The 22,372-nt window shown below is 43.7% G+C and carries 19 protein-coding genes; 8 read left to right on the top strand and 11 right to left on the bottom strand.

Annotation, left to right across the window (positions count from 1 at the left end):
* Positions 1 to 5: 5 nt before the first annotated feature.
* Entirely contained in the window at positions 6 to 1,301 is a 1,296-nt protein-coding gene (locus K429_RS0125405; protein WP_229125722.1) for a DUF4933 domain-containing protein, read from the bottom strand.
* 294 nt (positions 1,302 to 1,595) lie between these two features.
* On the opposite strand from K429_RS0125405, the gene K429_RS0125400 reads away from it, so the two are divergent.
* Positions 1,596 to 2,987, top strand: a complete 1,392-nt coding sequence (locus tag K429_RS0125400; protein WP_029328569.1) for a sigma-54 dependent transcriptional regulator — start codon at positions 1,596 to 1,598, stop codon at positions 2,985 to 2,987.
* A complete protein-coding gene (locus tag K429_RS0125395) occupies positions 2,984 to 4,303 on the top strand; it encodes a PAS domain-containing sensor histidine kinase (protein WP_029328568.1) in 1,320 nt (439 codons plus the stop codon). Before K429_RS0125400 ends, K429_RS0125395 begins: the two co-directional genes overlap by 4 nt.
* Positions 4,304 to 4,469: 166 nt before the next feature.
* On the opposite strand, the gene fucO is transcribed toward K429_RS0125395, so the two are convergent.
* A complete protein-coding gene (gene fucO, locus K429_RS0125390) occupies positions 4,470 to 5,624 on the bottom strand; it encodes a lactaldehyde reductase (RefSeq protein WP_029328567.1) in 1,155 nt (384 codons plus the stop codon).
* A gap of 488 nt (positions 5,625 to 6,112) precedes the next feature.
* On the opposite strand from fucO, the gene K429_RS0125385 reads away from it, so the two are divergent.
* A complete protein-coding gene (locus K429_RS0125385; protein ID WP_022210114.1) occupies positions 6,113 to 6,553 on the top strand; it encodes a VOC family protein in 441 nt (146 codons plus the stop codon).
* Between the two features lie 216 nt (positions 6,554 to 6,769).
* On the opposite strand, the gene K429_RS0125380 is transcribed toward K429_RS0125385, so the two are convergent.
* The gene (locus tag K429_RS0125380; RefSeq protein WP_029328566.1) at positions 6,770 to 8,923 is read right to left on the bottom strand and encodes an outer membrane beta-barrel family protein; all 2,154 of its coding nucleotides are present in this window, start codon (positions 8,921 to 8,923) and stop codon (positions 6,770 to 6,772) included.
* Positions 8,924 to 9,300: 377 nt separating this feature from the next.
* On the opposite strand from K429_RS0125380, the gene K429_RS0125375 reads away from it, so the two are divergent.
* From K429_RS0125375 to K429_RS0125355, 5 genes are all read left to right on the top strand, one after another.
* Positions 9,301 to 10,938, top strand: coding sequence for a cell wall metabolism sensor histidine kinase WalK (locus K429_RS0125375; RefSeq protein ID WP_029328565.1), 1,638 nt, complete (start codon positions 9,301 to 9,303; stop codon positions 10,936 to 10,938).
* 33 nt (positions 10,939 to 10,971) lie between these two features.
* Positions 10,972 to 11,667, top strand: coding sequence for a response regulator transcription factor (locus tag K429_RS0125370; RefSeq protein ID WP_029328564.1), 696 nt, complete (start codon positions 10,972 to 10,974; stop codon positions 11,665 to 11,667).
* Positions 11,668 to 11,692: 25 nt separating this feature from the next.
* Positions 11,693 to 12,472: a hypothetical protein gene (locus K429_RS0125365; RefSeq protein WP_029328563.1), complete on the top strand. Its 780-nt coding sequence runs from the start codon at positions 11,693 to 11,695 to the stop codon at positions 12,470 to 12,472.
* A 224-nt stretch (positions 12,473 to 12,696) separates the two neighbouring features.
* Positions 12,697 to 13,242: a hypothetical protein gene (locus K429_RS0125360; RefSeq protein ID WP_007213994.1), complete on the top strand. Its 546-nt coding sequence runs from the start codon at positions 12,697 to 12,699 to the stop codon at positions 13,240 to 13,242.
* A 43-nt stretch (positions 13,243 to 13,285) separates the two neighbouring features.
* A complete protein-coding gene (locus K429_RS0125355; RefSeq protein WP_022209280.1) occupies positions 13,286 to 14,185 on the top strand; it encodes an SDR family oxidoreductase in 900 nt (299 codons plus the stop codon).
* 24 nt (positions 14,186 to 14,209) lie between these two features.
* Here K429_RS0125355 and K429_RS0125350 read toward each other — a convergent pair whose 3' ends face one another.
* From K429_RS0125350 to K429_RS0125315, 8 genes are all read right to left on the bottom strand, one after another.
* Complete coding sequence (locus K429_RS0125350; RefSeq protein WP_029328562.1) at positions 14,210 to 16,429, bottom strand: HRDC domain-containing protein; 2,220 nt, start codon at positions 16,427 to 16,429, stop codon at positions 14,210 to 14,212.
* Positions 16,430 to 16,618: 189 nt separating this feature from the next.
* Positions 16,619 to 17,506: a F0F1 ATP synthase subunit gamma gene (locus K429_RS0125345; protein ID WP_029328561.1), complete on the bottom strand. Its 888-nt coding sequence runs from the start codon at positions 17,504 to 17,506 to the stop codon at positions 16,619 to 16,621.
* Positions 17,507 to 17,596: 90 nt separating this feature from the next.
* Positions 17,597 to 19,183, bottom strand: a complete 1,587-nt coding sequence (atpA, locus tag K429_RS0125340; RefSeq protein WP_029328560.1) for a F0F1 ATP synthase subunit alpha — start codon at positions 19,181 to 19,183, stop codon at positions 17,597 to 17,599.
* A gap of 120 nt (positions 19,184 to 19,303) precedes the next feature.
* Positions 19,304 to 19,864 carry a F0F1 ATP synthase subunit delta gene (locus tag K429_RS0125335; RefSeq protein ID WP_022209282.1) on the bottom strand — a complete coding sequence of 187 codons (561 nt, stop codon included), beginning with the start codon at positions 19,862 to 19,864 and terminating at the stop codon, positions 19,304 to 19,306.
* A 76-nt stretch (positions 19,865 to 19,940) separates the two neighbouring features.
* The gene (gene atpF / locus K429_RS0125330) at positions 19,941 to 20,447 is read right to left on the bottom strand and encodes a F0F1 ATP synthase subunit B (protein WP_007213987.1); all 507 of its coding nucleotides are present in this window, start codon (positions 20,445 to 20,447) and stop codon (positions 19,941 to 19,943) included.
* A gap of 50 nt (positions 20,448 to 20,497) precedes the next feature.
* Positions 20,498 to 20,755: an ATP synthase F0 subunit C gene (gene atpE, locus K429_RS0125325; protein ID WP_007213986.1), complete on the bottom strand. Its 258-nt coding sequence runs from the start codon at positions 20,753 to 20,755 to the stop codon at positions 20,498 to 20,500.
* Between the two features lie 27 nt (positions 20,756 to 20,782).
* The gene (atpB, locus tag K429_RS0125320) at positions 20,783 to 21,934 is read right to left on the bottom strand and encodes a F0F1 ATP synthase subunit A (protein WP_007218359.1); all 1,152 of its coding nucleotides are present in this window, start codon (positions 21,932 to 21,934) and stop codon (positions 20,783 to 20,785) included.
* Positions 21,918 to 22,343 (bottom strand): hypothetical protein, encoded by a 426-nt coding sequence (locus K429_RS0125315; protein WP_007218358.1) that lies wholly within the window; start codon positions 22,341 to 22,343, stop codon positions 21,918 to 21,920. Before K429_RS0125315 ends, atpB begins: the two co-directional genes overlap by 17 nt.
* Positions 22,344 to 22,372 lie beyond the last annotated feature (29 nt).

Genomic DNA, 22,372 nt, shown 5'->3' with positions numbered 1-22,372 from the left:
TTTAATTATTCTATGGTTAACACTATTAATTCATCATCCGGCACGTCCTGCCCTTTCAGAGCATCCGGATATTTGTCTTTCATATTCATTGCATCGAGACAGGTGAAAAGTATATTTCCTACTGCTCCTTTGGGATAGAACGACACATTCTGCTCGCCATCGGCTGGGAAACACGGAAAATCGAGTTCTACCTTATCAGCTTCATGAGGCAGGGAAAAGAAGTTTCCGGATGTTTTATCATATATCAACGAATAAAGAGAAACCGATTTCGCTTTTCGTGCGTTAGGCGAATCGTATCCTTTCGTAAGCCTGATAAACAGGTAGCGATCCGTCTCCAACCACTGATCTACAAAATAAAAATCATCCACATTACTGCCACCTATAACCTTCTGTCCAACGGCACGCTGCAAAGAGCCAAAATCCAATCGATAAATAGCCTTCAGCGTGGAAGCGTTTTCCAATTGGTAAAGCGTATTATCATAAGCCAGGCGTATCCGCGTTTTGCCTTGATAATCATAAATATTCCATGGTTCTCCGCTCCGTACCGAACCGGATCTTCCCGAAGGGGCATAGTCAGGCAAATGGGTAGGATCAAAATAGCACAAGGTATCTCCTTTTAGTTCATTGGTGTAAAAACGACTGGAGTAAGGTATGCCACGCATGAAACCCTCCGTCGTAAACTTAAACAAAACCCTATGGCCCAGATTCCCCTGTAGAGGGACACTGTTTGTTATATCTTTCTCTATCAAAGGCTCTGTGGCAGCTGTTAAAACATCCCAGGGAAGAAAGGCCAGAAAAGTCCGGGAACTATTCCTCTCATGCTTATATGCTGTATACGCCCCCTGAACTTGCTTGTGAGTTGCATTATAATAGACACTCTGCAACAGGGCGTTCAATTGAAAAAAGAATCTTTTCCCATTGCGTTGAAATTCAACATCATTTTTGAACAACTGCTTGATAAGCTTAAAGTCCTTATCCAACAAGTAAATTCCTTGATAACTATTCAATAAGTAACCCTCGTCCACTGATATCAAACTACCGCCCATTGGTACCAATGCTCCTGTACGGTGGATACGAAGTGTACCGAGCTCACTAACTTTCATAGAACGTACATTCTTCAACGCAGCCTGTACATCAAGGGTTTTCACTCCGGCAGTTTCTATTTTAGCCCGATATTTTATTCCGGCAGGAGGTGTATAATCTTCCGTAACTTCCGGCATTGCAGCAGAAGCCGCCTTCACGGCGGTTTCATGTTGCATGGCTTGCTCGTCCAAAGTCCGGATAATTTCATCCTTATTCATACCCGGATTCTTAGAGCTACAAGCTATAAAAGAAACAATTAATACAATATAAATCAGTTTTTTGTGTAGCATATGTTTTTCGTATTCGTTTACTTTAAATATAGATGGCAACAACCATACCAAATGGTTAGATAGTTAATATACAAAGATTTATCTAAATACTTTCTACGCAAAATTGCACGATATCGTACACCGAATGCACGCTTTCGTACACTACTATCTCGAAAACTTTCTATATCTTTGCAATGGGTACGCGTACCAATCTTCACCAACAAGTCAAACCAATCCTTTCGAATTATGATGAAACGAGGTAAAATCTTAATCGTAGATGATAATGAAGACATCCTCTTCACCCTGAAAATGCTGCTGCGCCCTATTGCAGAAAGCATAACCACTCTAAATGACCCAAGAGAACTGTTACCTATCATTTCACGAACCCGTTTCGATGTTATCTTGCTCGACATGAATTTCCGTCAGGATGCTGTCAGTGGCAAAGAAGGATTTCATTGGTTGGAAGAGATACTGAAGCTGGATGCAAAAGCAGTCGTTATCTTTATCACAGCCTATGCAGATACAGAGAAGGCTGTACAAGCTATAAAACAAGGTGCCACAGATTTTATTCCCAAGCCCTGGCAAAACGAGAAACTGATAGCCACCGTCTCCTCCGCACTGCAACTCAGTTTCAGCCGGACGGAAGTAGAAACCCTGAAACAACAGAAGGAGACTTTGAAAAAACAAACAGAAGCTTTGACTCTTCCCCCTGAGCCAACGCGCGTCATCGGTGAATCTGCCGCCATGCAAACTATTTTTCAAACGATAAGAAAGTTCTCCGAAACAGATGCGAACCTTTTGCTCCTGGGAGAAAACGGAACGGGAAAAGACTTGATTGCCCGCTACGTGTACGAACAGTCCCCCCGCAAGAATGAGATATACGTACCTATCGATTTAGGAAGTATTCCGGACACATTGTTCGAAAGCGAATTGTTCGGATATGAAAAGGGTGCATTTACCGACGCCCGCAAGAATAAGCCGGGACGTGTGGAAGTGGCTTCAGGCGGAACGTTGTTCTTGAATGAAATCGGTAACCTGAGTCTTCCACTCCAAGCGAAGTTGCTTTCAGTCATTGAACAGAGAAAGAGTTCACGGCTCGGCTCTACAACTTCATATCCTGTAGATGTAAGGTTGATTTGCGCCACGAATACGGATTTATATACCGCTATCGACAACGGACAATTCCGTCAGGATTTATTGTATCGCATCAATACGATTGAAATCCGTATTCCGTCTCTGCGGGAACGTGGAAATGACTTGTTCCTCTTGGCTGATTTCTTCCTGCAACGCTATCGGAAGAAGTATAAGAAAGAACTTCGGGGAATTTCCAGAGAAGCACGAAAGATGCTGCAACTTTACCGCTGGCCGGGCAATGTGCGCGAACTGGAACATGCCATCGAACGTGCCGTCATCCTCTCCACCGGAACCATGCTGACTCCGGATGATTTCATGTTACGCAGCCCCCGATCTTCCAATACTGTTTCTGAGAAAGATAAGTATAATCTGGAACGAATGGAAAAGGATGCAATCAATGAGGTAATGAGAATGTGTGGTGGTAATATTACATTGGCGGCAGAAATGCTGGGAATCACAAGAACTTCACTTTATAGAAGGATTGAAAAGTTCAGATTATGAAAAGACAAACTTGGGTAAGAACGCCACTTTGGCTCACTGTCGCATTACTGATATGCTGCCTCATTACGGCCTGGCTGGCTGTGCATGGGTTTTATTATAGCCTGTTCGTGGCGCTCTGCCTCACAGCATTCGTTGCTTATGCCATATATAGGTATATCTTACGCTCAGCCCGCGCCATGGCTCAGTTTATCTGGTCTGTGCGCTATTCTGAGTTCCTGTCTTCTCCTACTTCCAATCCGAATGCCACACCACCCCTTCCCGAAGAATTGCTGACCGAGATGCAGGATGCTCTTGAATATTATCGGAGCAATCTACAAAAGAAGGAAAGCGAATTGCAGTATTTCCAGGCTCTTGCCAATCATATAGATATGGCCATCCTTGTTTATACGCCCGACGGTCAAATAGAGTGGATCAATGATGCGACCAAACGCCTGATACATATCAATCGTCCGCATACGGTAAATGATCTTATAGATTTTCATCCGGAGCTCCCGGCAAAGTTGCGTACACTGAAAGCTGGCGATTTGTCTGTATGGCAAATCAAACAGGAAGAAGAGACCGTACAATTCGCCCTTTCCAGTATGGAATTTATCATCCAGGGCAGGAAGCTTTTGATTGCGGGAATGAAAAATATCCATTCCGCCTTGGATAACCGTGAAACGGAAGCCTGGCAAAAGCTAATCCGTGTGCTGACACATGAAATTATGAATTCCATCACTCCCATTATTTCGCTGACAGAGCTTCTTACCAAATATGCCGACAACCTGGAAGGTGACGAAGATACCAAAACGGAAATCAGGCAGATGCTGCAAACCATTGGTCGCAGAGGGAACGGGCTGGTACGCTTTATGAATAGCTACCGGGAAGTATCGCATCTGCCCCACCCTTTATTGAAACTTTATAATGCCGGAGAATTACTGAAAGAAGTTGTTCAGTTAATGCAAAATGATACAAATGATCTACACCTCTCTCTTCCCAACATTCCGTTGCGCTTGATTGCAGATAAAGAGCAAGTAGAACAAGTACTTATCAACCTGATACGGAATGCCCGCGAAAACGAAGCGACACAAATCACTCTTTCCGCGGGCATCACCCCAGGAGATCACCTTTTCCTGCGTGTTATTGATAATGGAACCGGTATTGATCCGGAAGTTCAGGAACGTATTTTCATTCCATTCTTCACCACAAAACCTACCGGTTCAGGTATCGGGTTAACCATCTCCCGCCAAATCATGCACCAGCATCATGGCAGCATTACGGTGCAATCAAAAGTGGGAGAAGGAAGTATGTTCACACTTCTGTTCCCGATAGTTTAATAAATGATGCGAATCAGGAGTTACCCTTTATAAGGAAAAGTAATAAATAAAATGATGAAATACTATCTCAATTTACTTAATATTGGAATTAGCATTTAATTCATAACCCGTCCTAAAGACGTTAATTCAACTACTGATTCGCATAAATAATTAATTCCTAATCACTCTACAACGCTTTTTTATATAAATCCAGAATAATCTCCTTCGTCACCTCGCGAGGATTACCCGGTGTACAAACATCGGCAATAGCAGCCGTAGCCAATTTATCGAGATCGCTTTCCTTGATACCCAATTCAGAAAGGTGTTGCGGAATACCTACTCTTACTGACAGTGCTCTCACCGCATCCACGGCAGCACGTGCAGCCTCTTCCTGGCTCATTCCTTCTTTATATACTGTCATCGCCTTAGCAATTTCCACATACTTATCAAGCGCAGCAGGAGCATTGAATTCCATAATGATAGGCAGCAACAACGCATTAGCCACACCATGAGGTATATCAAAAATAGCACCCAACGGATGTGCCATGCCGTGAACAACGCCCAAACCTACATTAGAGAATGCCATACCTGCAATATATTGCGCTACCGCCATACCATTACGCGCCTCTGCATTCGTCGGCTCAAACACAGCCGTTTCCAGATAACGGGTAATCATTTCGATAGCTTTAATTTCAAACATATCGCTCATTTCCCAAGCTCCCTTAGTAATCAGACCTTCAATAGCATGTGTCAATGCATCCAGTCCCGTAGAAGCAGTCAGCCCTTTAGGCAAAGTGTACATCAATTCGGCATCTACAATAGCGATGGCAGGAATATCATTCGGATCTACACATACCATCTTCTTTTCATTCACTTCGTCGGTAATCACGTAGTTGATAGTCACTTCGGCAGCCGTTCCTGCTGTAGTAGGCAGAGCAATGATAGGCACGGATTTCTTCTGAGTCGGCGCCACTCCTTCCAGAGAAACCACATCACTGAATTCCGGGTTATTAGTGATAATACCGATAGCTTTTGATGTATCGATGGAAGAACCACCACCAATAGCCAGAATAAAATCGGCACCGGATTCTGCAAACGCTTTCACACCTGCATTTACATTACTGACCGTAGGATTTGGTTTAATATCGCTGAATACAACATAGGGTATGCCTGCCTTATTCAGTACGGAAAGCACCTTGTCAGCTACACCAAATTTAATCAGATCTTTGTCGGTAGATACAAAGGCTTTTTTCAAGCCGAGACGTTTAATTTCCTGTGGGAGCACTTCGCGGGCACCCGGTCCGAAGTAGGATACTTCGTTCAAGACGAATCTGTTAATCATAATACGATAATTTAGGTTCCGCAGTGTCATTTTGAGATTGAGTGTGCGGAAGGTTGATACTTCATTTTGTTCCGACAAAATTAAGAAATATAGAGGAGGAAGGGACAAAAGATTCTGATTTTTTTAATGTGTATTATGCTGGTGGGGGTACTTTTCTTTTGTCTTGAGACAAAAGAAAAGATACCAAAAGAAAAACTCAAGGCTGCACTTCCGGGGCTACTCCGGTAGCATTTCCAGCTAAAGGGCAGGAACTCGCTTCGCTCAAACAGCCTGCCCTTCTTTACGCTGAAAATACTACCTACGCTTGACGCCCCTACAGTGAGGCCGGGGGACCGTGCGGCATATGGCGAGAGAGAATTGATTGTTTTTTCTGATGGGGTTGAGGTTAATACGGATTTTTGAAACGCTATCCAATAAAATGATAATAGAATGGTTATATTTGCATCTTGATTATAAGAAACAGATTACAAACCATTAATCAGTAAACAATGAGATTCAGCAACGTAAGATTATTAGTAAAAGACTTCGCCAAATGCTTCAAGTTCTACACCGAACAACTCGGTTTAGAACCAGCTTGGGGAGATGAAAATAGCGGATACGCCAGTTTTAAAGTAGCCGACGGAATAGAAGGCTTCGCCCTCTTTGTATCCGACTGGATGGCACCTTCAGTAGGCAATGCAGATAAGCAGCAGCCCGTTGCAATGCGTGAAAAATTAATGGTTTCATTCAGTGTAGATAATGTAGACGAAACCTTTACCGCCCTAAAAGCAAAAGGCGTAACGTTTATCAGCGAACCTACAGATATGCCCGATTGGGGAATGCGTACCCTGTACCTGCGTGATCCCGAAGAAAATCTTATAGAACTCTTTACCCCTCTTGCTGTAGAGCAATTTAGCCAAGAACTCCTCGAAGAAGATAAGAAATTTTAGCGCAGCGCCCCTACCGCGCAGCTCTCCGGCATAGGTGTAGGTGCGTAAGCGTAGGCACTGTCAGGCGCAGGTAAGGGGCGATCTGTCTGAGCGAAGCGAGTTCGAGCCCCGTCTGCGAATGGCAGTACCGGAGTAGCACCGGAGACGTAGCCGGGGTCCCTTTCTTTTTGGTATCTTTTTCTTTCGGGACAAGCCGAAAGAAAAAGTACACACGCGTTACTTAAACCTCGACGTATCCACTTCCTCCCTCTTCTTCTCCCTGTATCCTCCGAATTTATACGTAAACGACACCCCGATTTCCCTGAAACAAGCATAATCATTCGTCACGTTCTGTGTACCAAAGCGGATACGTGGTTTTATCTGTCCCGTCTCAAAAATGTCATTGCAATAAAGATTCAGAATAGCCTTTCCTTTGGCAAAGCCATACCGCAAAGCAGCATTTACATACCCTGAAGACGGTAAATCATAAATCCCCTGAGTCGCTTTACTACGAGCCATTCCCGTCAGTGTCAGTTTCAGATCAGGCTTCTTAGAGAGAGTGAAAGTATTTGTCAGTACGGCAATACCATAACAAATATTCCGGTTAAAAGGAATATCCCAGAAATCATCATCCTTCTCATGATGCCACACACCAATCAAAGTTAAACGAGAGTTTAACCATTGCTTTATATCAAATGGTATAGAAGCCTGTACTCCTGCTTGTTGCTGGTAATTAAAATTCAAATGCTTATAGATTTCCACCAGACGTTCGGAAGATTGATAAAGAGTCTGGGTAGAATAATCTTTCGTATGGGCAAACCATGCGCTAAAGATGTATTTACTCTTCAAAATATGTGTCAACTGAAGTTGATATTCCTGAGCCGGTTTCAGGAACGGGTTCCCATGTATTTCAGAATATCCACCGCCCAGATAAGAGATAGCGTCCTGCACCGCCCAATAATCAGGATAGTCCTTATCGCTGCTCAAAGCCAATTGCCAGACATAGCCGGGGGCAGGCATATAACTCAGGTTAATGGTAGGATACCAATCCCACTGATTCCATACCGGTGTCTTATAATGTTCTACGGCAAGCGAAGCGTCCAGGGAAAGTTTATCACCGAAACTTTTATTGAAACCCGCATAGAAGTTCAGAGTTTGTTCGCGACGGCGGGATTGCATATTATCGGGAATACCTGTACTCACACCTGCCTTTGTTCCCGCATCCTTCTCCGTATCATAATAATATTGATAACTGTGGTCGATACTGGTCGTATAAACGGCACCATAATTCAATCCCCATCCACGACCCAGATTATGCTCTTGGGCAAGGAAGAATTTCCAGCGATTGATGCGCTGACAGTCTTCGGTATAAAAGGCAAGCTCTTCATCTTGCATGCTGCTATGCAATAACTGATCGGACGGAGAACGGTAATAAGTCAGTTCAGCACCGGCTTTCAATCCGAAAGGTGTACGGTAATCCAGACGCCCGTTGTGCAGCCAATCGGTACTGTTGCTACGGGTATTGGACTGCTGCGTACCATAAATATCCATCAGACTATGATGAGTCGAATAACTTCCATTATAAACAAAGCTCAACTGATGGTCCTTGGCAATATTATAATCCGTTCCTACCCGGAAACTATGAGTATGTGAACGGCTTCGGCCCATCTCATCGGTTGTGATGTGATGAACCGAACCGTCCGCCAGAGAGTGCATAGCTTCTTTATCGGTTAAAGAATATCCCCGTCCGTGGTTGTGTGAGTAAAGAAAATCTGCTGAGAATTTATTTCCGTTATAGATCAGGCTGGCACGTTCGTTGAAGCCCTCGTAATGTTTCTGATTATATTTACCATAAAGCTCTCCCTGCCAGGAAGACGGGCCTCCGGTGCTTTGTTTCAGTGTGATATTGATGAGTGCACCCCGCACCTGATAGCGTGCCGGAGCATTGTACATCACTTCCGCCTTCTCAATGCGACTGGACGGGATGCTTTTCAATAAAGAATAAAGCTGTTCGGTACTCATGGTGGTAACTTTGCCATCCAATATTACAGTTACCCCCTGCCCTGCCAACATCAACCCGCCATTCATCTCGGTTACGCCCGGCAATTCCTTCACAGCGTCATAAGCATTATCTACGGGTAGATTACCGATAAGACGCGGAAGATCGTACACCAGTTTACCTTGCTCCGCTTTCACGATGGGACGTTGTCCGGTAATCATTACTTCAGGAAGAGATTGATAAAGACTGTCCAGCTGCTTGTCTTGTGTTATAATACTGTCCGCGCTGAGCGTCCGTTCGCTCTCTACATCCGTACTCTTCGTTATTTCCTGAGCGGAAACTCCTGCACTCAATGCACATAGCATCAGGGAAAGATAGTAATAAGACTTCATGTTCATTTGTTTTAGATACGACATAAATGTGTTCAGACTTAGAGATGATTGGGTGTCAACCTTGGTTGACAGGTCGATTAAGCTTGGTTGACAGATCCGTTAACCTTAGTTGACAGGCCAGTTGACCAAGGTTGACACCCAATTATGCAAGGGACTGCACAAGATTCTCTCTATACCTTTTGCAAAAGATGCCTTGTGCAAAACCGAATCATCCCTTAAGCTCTTGCACTGCAAAGTACGGTGAAATCTTCCGGACTTTGTGTTATCCGGAACTTACGTAGTCTTATCTAGTGTTATCTGAAGTGTTATTTAGTCTTACCGTCCATACATGTACCGGTTATCTTTCCTATCTTTGTCCATATAAATACAAGAGCTACATGAAACTGCCATTCAAACCTATTGCCATATTAGTCATAATCTCTCTGCTGGGTATCTTTATTTACCAGGCATATTGGATCACGGGGCTATACAAAACGATGAAACACGAGCTGGAACAAAGCATCGTAGAAGCCATGCGCATGAGCGATTATAATGAGATGATGCTTCGTGTAAAGGAGATGCAAAAAGAAAATAAAGCCCACGGTTCCGTAGAAGTTTCAGCAGGGTACAATTCCGATTCCGGAAAATCATTTGTCCGCAGCAGTACAACTGTTAACCAAACAGACAGTGCCGGAAGTCTTTCACTTTTAAAAGACGGTATCCCTATGAAGTATGATAGCGTCTCAGTGAGTTACCCGAATGACTCGACAAGAGATATCCTTTTCACACGGGGACAGGAAGGCACAAACATTTCAGTCTGGGCAGAAAAAGATTCAGTAAAAGAGGTCCTGGAAGATACAGTGATTAATGAGGATGAACCTCAAGCTTCTTTAAGAGCCGAAGGTGGAATAGACATGATGTTGCGCGATCAAAGCAGTATGGTGGAACTTGCCACTTTCATCCAGCGTGGAATGCACTCGGGACTGGATATTTTTATAGAACCTGATATAGCCGTTTATGACAGTCTGCTGAATGCCTATCTGCAAGAACGGGGGCTTAAACTTCCCTACCGATTGGAGCGTCTTCATTCCGGTGCCGATCCGGACTCAACGCTGATTTACACTGATACGCTCGCCATTGTCGGGACTCCCGGATACATACCCAGTGAAAAAGCAAAACAATATAATTATGCTTTCGACATTCACTCCAATCAAAGTTACCGCCTCACAATAGAACCTATTTATAAGATTGTATTGCGGCAGATGAGCGGTATTCTTACCACATCATTCGTTATTCTTATTATATTAGGTTTCTCCTTCTGGTTTCTTATCCGCACCATTTTGCGGCAGAAAACACTGGAAGAGATGAAGAGCGACTTTACCAACAATATCACCCACGAGCTGAAAACACCTATTGCCGTGGCGTATGCCGCCAACGATGCTTTGCTTAATTTCAATCTGGCAGAAGACAAGCAACAACGGGATAAGTATCTGGGTATCTGCCAAGAACAGTTACAGCGATTAAGCGGACTGGTGGAACAAATTCTCTCTATGAGTATGGAACGCCGTAAAACCTTCCGTCTGCATCCGGAGACACTTAGCTTGCACGATTTGTTCCCGACACTCATCGAACAGCATAAACTGAAAGCGGGCAAGCCTGTAGAAATCAATCTCGACATTGCACCGGAAGACCTGACAATCATTGCCGACCGTACACACTTCAGTAACATTCTGAGTAACCTGATAGATAATGCCATCAAATACTCTCCGGATAAAGCCGACATAATGATCTGTTGCCGGAAAAAGGAAACGGAACAAGTGGAAATCTCAGTTACAGACCACGGTATTGGTATCCCTACGGATAAACAGCCTCACATTTTCGATAAATTCTACCGGGTTCCGACAGGAAATATCCACAATACCAAAGGCTACGGACTGGGGCTTTTCTATGTAAAGACAATGGTAGAAAAACACGGTGGCATGGTAACCGTACGAAGTGAAGCGGGAAAAGGAAGTACTTTTACAATAAGAATCTGAATAACATTGCTTATTATGAAAATGAATCAAGATATGGACAAAATCAAGGTACTGCTGGTTGAGGATGAACAAACCCTCGCCATGATTATCAAAGATACACTGGAAGGCCAGAACTTCATCATCCATACTGCTGCCGATGGCGAAGAAGGTCTGCGTATGTTCTTCGACTTACGCCCTGATGTACTGGTAGCCGATGTTATGATGCCTCGTATGGATGGTTTTGAAATGGTACGCCACATCCGTCAAACCGACAAACGAACTCCGGTACTTTTTCTCACTGCTCGTTCTTCCATCAATGATGTGGTAGAAGGCTTTGAACTCGGGGCCAACGACTATCTGAAAAAGCCTTTCGGCATGCAGGAACTTATCGTACGCATTAAAGCGCTAGTGGGCAAAGCATTTACATTCAGAGAGGAACCAAAGAAGGAAGAGACCTGTTTCGAGATAGGCGATTACCATTTCAACTCTGTCACACAGATATTGTCCCATACCGGAATAGAGCAGGAACTCTCCCACCGCGAGGCCGAAATTCTGAAACGCCTGTGCGAAAACCGTAATCAGGTAGTGAATACCCAGAATATCCTGCTTGATCTTTGGGGGGACGACAGCTTCTTCAATTCGCGCAGCCTGCACGTGTTCATCACTAAATTACGACATAAACTTTCCAAGGACGAACGTATCCGCATTGTCAATGTCCGAGGTATCGGATACAAACTTATCATCAACTGAAACTTCCGTTAACACATAACAACTTATGAAAAAACTATTCATCATTCTGTTCTTTCTCACTGTTTCCTTTCGCGTTGCTGCACAAAACGAGCAAACAAAGGACAGCACATTATTGAATCGTTTTCCCACGGAAATGGGAAAAGAGCCGTTGTCTCCTCCACCCGGAACAGCTGCCGCTCCTAATCGGGATATGTCGGTAAAGACTTCTCTCAGCACGGATAGCACGGACTTACACATCACTCTTCCGACTTATTATCCCAACTTTCCGTGGATGGATATCAGAATGGGAAAGATGGTCAGCAGTTACGATCCTTTCGTGATGGATTACGAGCATTACGGTGCTTTTCAGCTTTCCCCCAATAGTATATTGAGCACATTCAGCACCTACAATACCTACCCTACTATGGGAACAATTATCCAGTCAGGCGCCGATTTTATATATCGCCCTAATGAACGCTGGGAATTGACAGGGGGCATGTATACCGCCAAGTACACCATCCCTTCGCGCATGCATGGTTCTCAATTCGACATTGGCTTGGATGCTTCTGCCGCCTATCGCATCAACAATTTCCTTCGTATCCGCTTTTTCGGGCAATATTCAGGCTTTGGCAAACAAAACTCTCTGAACGGATATATGAATCCGATGTATCCACAAAGCCACTACGGTGTAGTCATGGAAGTAAAAATCAATGATTATCTGGAAATACAGGGAGGCGTGGAACGAGCGTACAATGCTTCGAAAATGAAGTGGGAAACAGTACCGATACTTGCTCCGGTGATCCATCTCAATAGAAAAAAGAAATAGAAAAACGGGCTGCATTTCCACACGAGATACAGCCCGTTCATTTACCGGTTAGAGAGGAACAAATAGATTGCTTATAAAACCAATTCAATTATTTACGCTCCAAAGATAACAATAATACTCAAATATCAGCATATAATATACAAGTTTTATTTTAATAAATGCTATATATTTCCATAATTCATACTTATTTCTTATATTCGCCATTAAATAAAGACCATTAAGTGATGAAATATATAGGACTAATCATACTTTTCTGTCTTCTTTCTTTCAGGGTAAATGCCCAGAATGAAGTACCCGCTGACAGTGTTCGCAGTATGAATATGCCGGCAACAAAGAATTTTGATGGATTCCTTTTGGATATGAACCTGATGAAAATGGCAGCTCCCCAAATGCCCAAAATGACTTTAGACATTCCCGATGCCAGCAAAGATTATAGTTTTCTGTTTCGCTTGGACCCGAATGTGACCTACTCACAAGGCTACTCACACTTATTCAGTTTAGGTAGCTCCACCATATACAGTATGAACCCTTTCGGACTGACAGGTTTCGGATCATCTCCCCAAAACCTGCAAATGGGAAGTTTCCGGTTGAAGAATGGAATGCGCATCAATACTTATGGAGAGTATGACAAGGACGGACGGAAAGTCCCTAATCCTTCTGCCCTGCCGTGGGAACGGAATAACTTCAAAGGCGCTTTCGAACTGAAGTCGGCAAACGGATCATTCGGAATTAGAATCGAAGTACAACAAGGAAGGAATGGACCTTACTAAAAAAGACTACAGTCAAGGGATTATATACTGAAATAATATGAATATGAAGAAAAAAGTATTGGTAATAGGTGCCAATGGCTTCACAGGACGCCGGATCTTGAATGATTTGTCACGCAATGACGAGTACATAGTAACAGGTTGTTCTCTGCATGACGACATTGCTCCCGATTCCGGGAATTATCGTTTCATCAGTGCAGACATCTGCCAGATGGGGGAACAAAGCGCATTGTTCCGGGAAGTACGCCCGAATATAGTGATCAACACGTCCGCATTATCCGTTCCTGATTATTGCGAAGCACACCGTGAGGAGGCAGACAGTATCAATGTCAATGCTGTGGGACAATTGGCATTCCGATGCGAAGCATCCGCTGCACGCTTTATACATCTATCTACTGACTTTGTATTTAATGGAGATACAGGGCAGCTTTATACAGAAGAAGATACTCCTGACCCCGTCAACTATTATGGGGCAACCAAACTGAAAGGTGAAAAACGGGTAGCTGAGCTCTGTAGCAATTATGCCATCGCACGTGTGGTAGTGGTCTATGGTGCCGCCTTGCCGGGGCAACACGGGAATATTCTGCAATTGGTAGCCAATCGTTTAAGAAATAATGAAGAAATACGGGTGGTTTCCGACCAGTGGCGCACGCCAACCTATGTAGGCGATGTTTCTCAAGGAATAGAGAAACTGATAAATCATCCCAATAATGGTATTTATCACATCTGTGGCTCGGAATGTCTGACTATAGCCGATATTGCTTATCGCGTAGCAGATACTTTGAATCTGGATTATTCATTAATTCTGCCAGTCACTACCAAGCAAATGGGAGAAACAACTCCCCGTCCCCGTTTCAGCGGATTAAGCATTGAAAAAGCACGCAGAGAACTGGGATACCAACCACATACTCTGGAAGAAGGAATAAAACTAATGTTCAATCTTTAAATAAGTGATTAGTGGTGAGTGCCACTAATCACTAAACAACGTTTCTGCAATTCCACTCTCCTTTTTATACACCCGCACCATCTCCAGCAATTCATCCCCATACTTTTCCACTCCTTTTTTACCAAAATAAGGGATTCGGAGAAGAGCGGATTTATCTTCCGGTAATAAATTGGTGATACCTAAAATAGCTTTCTGTTGGATTACGGTATATACCGGTAATCCTAATTGAGACGCTTCCGCATTACGCCATGCTACCAGACGCCTGTATAATTCGGGATGCAGAATATCCGAAGGAACTTCCACTGCTGCCGTTTTTTTCCGTGCAGGGGTATTTCCACTTTCTTCGGTTCCGCCTTTCCGTTTTCTTCTTTCGGTAGAATTACCGGAACGCTTTTCCCCTTTGCCTTTAGTCGATGCCGTATCGTCAATGGAAAGTACCGCCTTTTGTTTCAGATATTCTCCTACATGAAAGCCTTTACTGATAACAAATTCCAACAAGTCAACTTTTAACAGAAGTAGATCATCCAATTCCTCACTGGCAGTCTTCAACTGTTTCTTTAGTTCTTTATTATCTGTTTCCACAATGGTACTACTCCTGATAGCATCCAAAGGTTCTAACTGTTCTTTAAAATATTCCGCCCCCAAATGAATACGTTCCTGCAAGCTTTTATCCGTTGCATAATTTTCGGCACCATCAACCAGGCGTGTGTATTGAAGGCTGAACTTCTGGGCAACTTTCGTTACCTTCTCATGAAAACGTTCCGTTTCTGATTTATATTCAGTCAGTAGTTTGGGGTAGAGCTTATACAAGTGTTCATCCACCAATCTCACAAAACGCTTCAATGCCAACTCTAACGGTAAGAAATCAAACAATCCCGATAGCAATTCCAGAAAGTATGCTTGTTGCAATCTCCTATAACGCGTTTCATCAGGTTCGTTTCTACGCGCATCTTCCGTAAAAGTATCTACAGCACTGTCACTGATGACCGCTCTTGCCGACAGTGGAGCGCTCAATACCAACCCTTCCAATGTTTTACAACGACTTAATGCTACATAAGTCTGTCCGTGTGCAAAAGAAGCACTGGCATCGATTATTGCACGTTCAAATGTCAGTCCCTGACTTTTATGGATAGTAATAGCCCATGCCAGCTTCAGAGGGAATTGTTTGAAGACTCCTTCTATATCTTCGGTGATTTCCTTAGTCTCTTCATCCAACACGTATTTTGCATTCGTCCATTCTTCTTCTTGCAGCATAAAAGCATCCTCACTTCCTTTACTGCGTACTTCTATACCCAAAGCTGAGACATTGACCACTTCACCGATCATACCATTGTAATAACGGTGCTCACCGGATGAATCATTCTTCACAAACATGACTTGGGCACCACGTTTCAGTTCAAGCACTTCATCTGTGGGATAAGAATATTCAGGAAACTTTCCATCTATCTGGGCACGAAAGGTGAAGGAACGACCGGGTAATTGTGCTAGTTCATGTTCATTGATGCGTTGCGCCTGATAGTTATGGGTAGTCAACTGGATATATCCTTCCTCCTTCGAAGGGTTGAAATTCGGAATGTACCTACGGTTCAATTCATCCAGCAAAGTTTTATCACAACGGTTCTCCCGAATACGGTTCAGCATATCCAGAAAGTGAGTATCACTCTGACGATACACTGTTTTCAATTCAAGCGTACAATATTCAGACTGTCTCAGTGCACGACTGGAAAAGAAATAAGGAGTATCATAGTAGCTGTTCAGCATCTGCCACTCTTCATCTTTTATCACTGGGGCAAGCTGCTGCAAATCGCCAATCATCAGCAATTGCACACCACCGAAGGGTTTACTGCGATCACGAAAACGTCTCAGCACATCGTCTATCGCATCCAGAAGATCAGCACGCACCATACTGATTTCATCAATCACCAGCAGGTCTATACTACGCATAATGTTGAGTTTATCTTTTCCGAAACGGAAACGATATTGTGCTTTGCCATCCGCACTGAATGAAGTATCAGGTACGTAAGGGGCAAAAGGTAACTGAAAGAAAGAGTGAATGGTTACGCCGCCTGCATTGATAGCTGCAATACCTGTTGGGGCAAGAACAACCATACGCTTTGGACTTTCGGACTTCAACCGCCGCAGGAATGTAGTTTTTCCGGTCCCTGCTTTACCGGTCAGAAAGAGATGTGTGCCTGTATTTTCTATAAATTGCCACGCTAATGCCAATTCAGGATTCTGTTCCATTATTTCATCAATGTTGGTTGGAGGTGTAAAGGTAGCACAAATAAAAGAGCTAAAGCCTCCATTGGCACATCTTTTTGCAAAAAAAAAGAAAAAGCTATAAGAGTGACAAGCTACGAGCTACAAGTTACGAGCGGCTTTCGGAACATAGCGCAGCCGCTCGTAACTTGTAGCTCGTAGCTTTTAGCTTTATCACTTCAGACTTCCTGCTATAATATCCAGCAATTCATTTGTAATTGCCTGTTGTCTGCTTTTGTTATATTGCTTCGTCAAATCCTGTATCAGTTCATTCGCATTATCTGTTGCAGTCTGCATGGCAAGTGTACGCGCAGCATGTTCAGAAGCATTAGAATCCTGAAGCACAGTAAATAGTTTCTGACTCAACACCTTCGGCAATAAATCAGCAATTAGCTGTCCGACAGATGGTTCTACAATATAATCATTCTGGAAACCACGTTTTCCCGATCCTTCTGTTGCAGCTGTTGCCGCCACCTTACTCAAATCAATAGGAAGATATTCTTCACGCATCAATATCTGCGAACCCATTGATTTAAAGTGATGATAAATCAGTTCCACACGGTCGATTTGCTTTTCCATAAACTCTTGCATCAACAATGCAGCAAGTTCATACGCTTGCATATATGATGGTTTATCCGCCATCCCTTGATAACTTCCCTGCGATGTATAGCCCAACTTTTTCACTGCCTGCTCTACTTTCTTTCCTACAGGATATATCAGAATATTCTCTTTACCAAGTGATTTATATTCTTCCAGCGTTTCTCCAAGCTTTTTTACCACATTCGCGTTGAAAGCTCCGCACAGCGAACTGTTGGATGAGAAAACCACAATCGCCACCCGTGTTACGGAACGTACCTCGGTATAAGGTGACTCAAACGTGGCATCTGTAGACAAGAAGTTAGTCAGAATTTCATTCAGTTTCTGTTGGTAAGGCAGCATATTCTCAATCCGTGTCTGTGCCTTGTGCAACTTAGCGGATGCCACCATCTTCATCGCCGATGTTATCTGACGCGTACTCTTGACGGAGTTTATTCTGTTTTTTACTTCTTTTAAAGAACCCATAGCATTTTTTTTAGTGGTAAGTGATTAATGATTAGTGATAAGTGGCAAATGAACGCATGCCACTTATCACTTGTCACTCAACGTTAATCACTACTCCAAGTATTGTTTCGACATCAGATCTGCTGTTTCCTCTATCTTCTTGCAGACATCATCGTCAATGACACCACTCTTCAGTACATCGAGCACATCAGTACGGTGGTTCATTTCAAGCGCTTCAAGGAAACTCTTTTCGAAATCTGTTACTTTATCCAACGGAACATTACGCAGTAAGCCATGTGTACCACAATACAGAATGGCAATCTGCTTTTCTACCGGCATCGGACTGTATTGCGGCTGAACCAATAAACGGGTATTCTTTTGTCCCTTATCAATGGTCAGTGCAGTAACGGGGTCCATATCACCACTGAACTTCGTAAATGCTTCCAGCTCGCGATACTGTGCCTGGTCTATCTTCAATGTACCGGCCACTTTCTTCATCGCCTTAATCTGAGCATTACCACCTACACGACTCACAGAGATACCTACATTGATGGCCGGACGGTTACCTTGGTTAAACAAGTCTGTATCAAGGAAAATCTGTCCGTCAGTGATAGAAATCACATTCGTTGGGATGTATGCAGATACGTCTCCTGCCTGTGTCTCGATAATAGGCAGTGCAGTCAGCGAACCACCACCTTTTACTTTGCCTTTCAGACTTTCCGGCAAATCATTCATTTCACGTGCCACTTCTTCCTGATTGATAATACGTGCTGCACGTTCCAGCAAACGGGAATGCAGATAGAAGATATCACCCGGATAGGCTTCACGCCCTGAAGGACGACGCAAAATCAGTGATACCTCACGATAAGCTACCGCCTGCTTGGAAAGGTCATCATAAACCACCAGTGCATGACGACCGGTATCACGGAAATATTCACCAATGGCAGCACCTGCAAACGGAGCATAATACTGCAATGCCGCAGGATCACCTGCCGTAGCGGCAACCACAATTGTATAATCCATCGCACCATTCTCACGCAAGGTATTCACAATAGTAGCTACAGTAGAACCTTTCTGCCCAATGGCCACATAAATACAATATACAGGATCACCTGCCTCATAATTGGCACGCTGGTTGATGATCGTATCGACGGCAATAGCTGTCTTTCCCGTCTGACGGTCACCGATAATTAACTCACGCTGTCCACGACCGATAGGTATCATGGCATCCACAGCTTTTAGTCCAGTCTGTAACGGCTGGTTCACAGGCTGACGAAAGATAACGCCCGGCGCTTTACGTTCCAAAGGCATTTCGCACAGCTCTCCACCAATGAGTCCCTTACCATCCAGTGGTGATCCCAAGGGATCGATAACACGTCCCAGCATACCCTCTCCCACCATAATGGAAGCAATTCGCTTGGTACGCTTTACGACGTAGCCTTCTTTGATTTTATCTGTAGGACCCAGCAAAACAGCTCCTACGTTGTCCTCTTCCAGATTCATCACAATCGCCTTGATACCGTTGTCAAACTCCAACAGTTCGTTTGCTTCAGCATTACGCAGTCCGTAGATACGTGCCACACCGTCACTGACTTGCAGCACCGTACCGATCTCATCCAACTGCACGCGGGTATCAATTCCCTCTAACTGGTGACGGAGAATATCGGAGACTTCGCTTACTTTTATATTTTCAGACATGTTTCTATTTACGATTTAGTTATTTACAATTTACGATTGAGATTACCATCATTAAGTCCGATTCACTACTTACAATGTAGAGTAACTCTAATCGTAAATCGTAAATCGTCCAATCGTAAATCACACTATTCTTCTGTTCTTATCAATGAACTGTTGTTTCACTCTCTTTAGTTGCGTGGCGATGCTGGCATCCAGCCGGAAATCGTTGATATCAAATATAAAGCCCCCTTCAATCGAAGGATCGACTTCAGTTTGTAACTCCATCTGTGCATGTAGCAAAGTAGAAGCACTATTTCGAATGCGCTCCCAAACTTCCCGGCTCACAGGTACAGACGTAATCAGCTTTCCTACGCCGATATGCTTCAATTTCCTGTATAGATCAAGATAAGTCAGGCAGATGTACTGCAAATAATACTCCCGGCGGTTTCTCAACACAAGTGTTATGAAGCGGGAAAATTCCCGGCTCACCTCTCCATTGCCTGCGGCAGCAGTACAAATCAGGGCAAATTTCTCCTTGATCTTCAAAATAGGGTTATCCAACGCCTCCCGTAAATCAGGATGCTTACGGAAGCTTCGTTCCAGCATACGCAATTCATGGTATACGCGGTCTTCAGCCCCCGTACCTTTTGCGTATTCTATCAACGCTTTGGCATATCGCATCGAAACAATTCCTATATCCATTTCCTTTAATTATTAGTGATTAGCGACTCATGACCAACATTTCGCCAATCATTCATCACTAATCGCTTATCGCTACTTAATTGCTTCTTGAGGCTGCCAGCACTTCGTCCAGCATCCGGTCTATCATCTCCATTTGTTCGTGCTCTTCATCCAGATTCTTACGGATTACTTTCTCCGCAATATCCACAGAAAGCACGGCAACCTGGCGACGGATATCGCGTATCGCCTCTTCCTTTTCTTGCTGTATCTGCTTCTTCACATCGTCCAGCTCTTTCTGCGCGGCGACTTCCGCCTGCTTGCGTGCTTCGACGATAATCTTGTCACGCTCGTGCATCGCCTCCCGCAGGATGCGTCCTTGCTCCTTGTTGGCAGCAGCAACCAATGCTTCGCTCTCAGCTTTTAGTCTTTGAAGTTGCGCATTAGCTTCTTTTGCCACTTCCAGCGATTGGTCTATGTAGGTTCTACGGCCTTCTACCATCTTAGTAATGACAGGAAAGCCATACTTCGCCAACACCACAAACACCACACCGAACGACAAAAGCATCCAGAACAGCAGACCACTATCGGGTAATAACAATGACATAATCTTAATTATAAATTAATAATTATAAATTAAAAGCAAGTATAGGCCTATTATAAGAAGAACACTAACAGACACACAACTACTGCCAACAGAGCAACACCTTCAATCAATGCAGCAGCGATAATCATGTTCATACGAATGTCTCCCGATGCTTCCGGCTGACGGGCAATAGCCTCCATAGCTGAACCACCAATTTTACCAATACCCAAACCTGCGCCAATAACGGCAAGTCCGGCGCCGATTGCTGCACCTAATTTACTAATTCCAGCTGCAGCCGCAGTAGCTTGCAATAATACAGATAGTAACATAATCTTTTGTTTTTAAATGGTTTATTATTAATTGTTGTTTTCTTTCACTTTTACTTCTTTATGCTCCTCCTGAGCCAGTCCGATAAATACGGCAGACAACATAGTGAATACGTACGCCTGGATAAATGCCACCAATAGTTCCAATGCATTCATAAAGATATTGAACAGCACAGATGCCACGGTAAGCGTACCGTTAAGCGCAGGTCCCATACTGGCGGAAATAAAGATCAGACATGTTAACACCAACATTGCCATGTGTCCGGCCAGCATATTGGCAAAAAGACGAATCATTAAGGCAAATGGTTTGGTGAAGATACCGAAGAATTCAATAAAAGGCATCATCGGTACAGGAACCTTCAACCACCAAGGCACATCCGGCCAAAAAATATCTTTCCAATAGGTTTTCGTTCCGAACAGATTGACGGCAACAAATGTAAAAAGTGCCAGAACCATCGTAATAGCAATATTACCCGTCACATTAGCTCCACCCGGGAAAATGGGAATCAACCCCATGATATTATTTATAAAGATGAAGAAGAACGCTGTCAGCAGGTAAGGAGCAAACTTCCGATACTTCGGCCCTACACAACTCTTAATGATATCGTCGTTCACCATCATGATAAACATCTCCATAAATCCGATGAAGCCGCCCGGAGCCGCACTACCTTGCGGATGTTTACGATACCACTGGGCAACGGCCAGAATAATGACAAGTAGCAATACACTGTTAATCAACAGTGACAGTGTCACTTTTGTGATAGAAATATCCCAGGGACGTATTTCGTTTCCGGTTGCATCATGCTCAACCAACTTACCTTCGTACCTGCTACCTGCCGGAGCTATGAAGAATCCTTCATAAGATCCTTCATTTTCTTCCAACCGTGAAGAGAGGAAAGCGTGCCAACCAGTCTGCGAGCTATATACAATAATAGGTAATGGGATAGTGACGTGCGTTTTTCCCCATGTGGTAATATGCCACTCGTAAGCATCGCCAATGTGACCGAAGACGATCTCTTTCACATCCACCGTGTTTTCTTTCTGTTCGGTAGAGGTGACATCATCCCGTTTGGCTACGCTGTCAAGTTCCGCTTCAATCCCCTGTGCCACAACAGGCAGGGTAGTAAGCAGCATTCCCAGCATCAGGAATATTCCGGTCAATAGATTACGCATTTGTTTCATTTTTCTTTTCTTTTTTCTGTTTCTTTCCTACTTCATAAGTAAAAAAGAACCAAGTCTCATATATCAGATAGACTATATAGTAAAGGATGAATGTCAGCAGGAATAACTTAGCTTCTTCCCGCACTGCAAAGCAGTACACTACCAAGAGTATCACAGAGAGCAACATCTTCATCACCTTCATCGCCATGTAAAGCAGCAACATCTTTTGCGGGGCATGCTTACGGCAAGCATCAAACATAGATATTTCAAAAAGCCCGAACAAGAAGAAATATACCGGAATGAAAGGATATCCTCCAAAATAATGTCCAGGCAATAAATAATGTAAAATCCCTGCGCCTACCCATCCTGCTATTAATGTCAACAGGGTGATCTGGTATAAAAAATTGCGCTTTGTCAAGCTGATACTCATAGTATTATTCAAAATTAAGAATAAAAGAA

The sequence above is a fragment of the Bacteroides sp. 14(A) genome, from assembly GCF_000526555.1.
GTDB lineage: Bacteria > Bacteroidota > Bacteroidia > Bacteroidales > Bacteroidaceae > Bacteroides > Bacteroides cellulosilyticus.
This window is presented reverse-complemented; position numbering and strand designations above follow the sequence as displayed.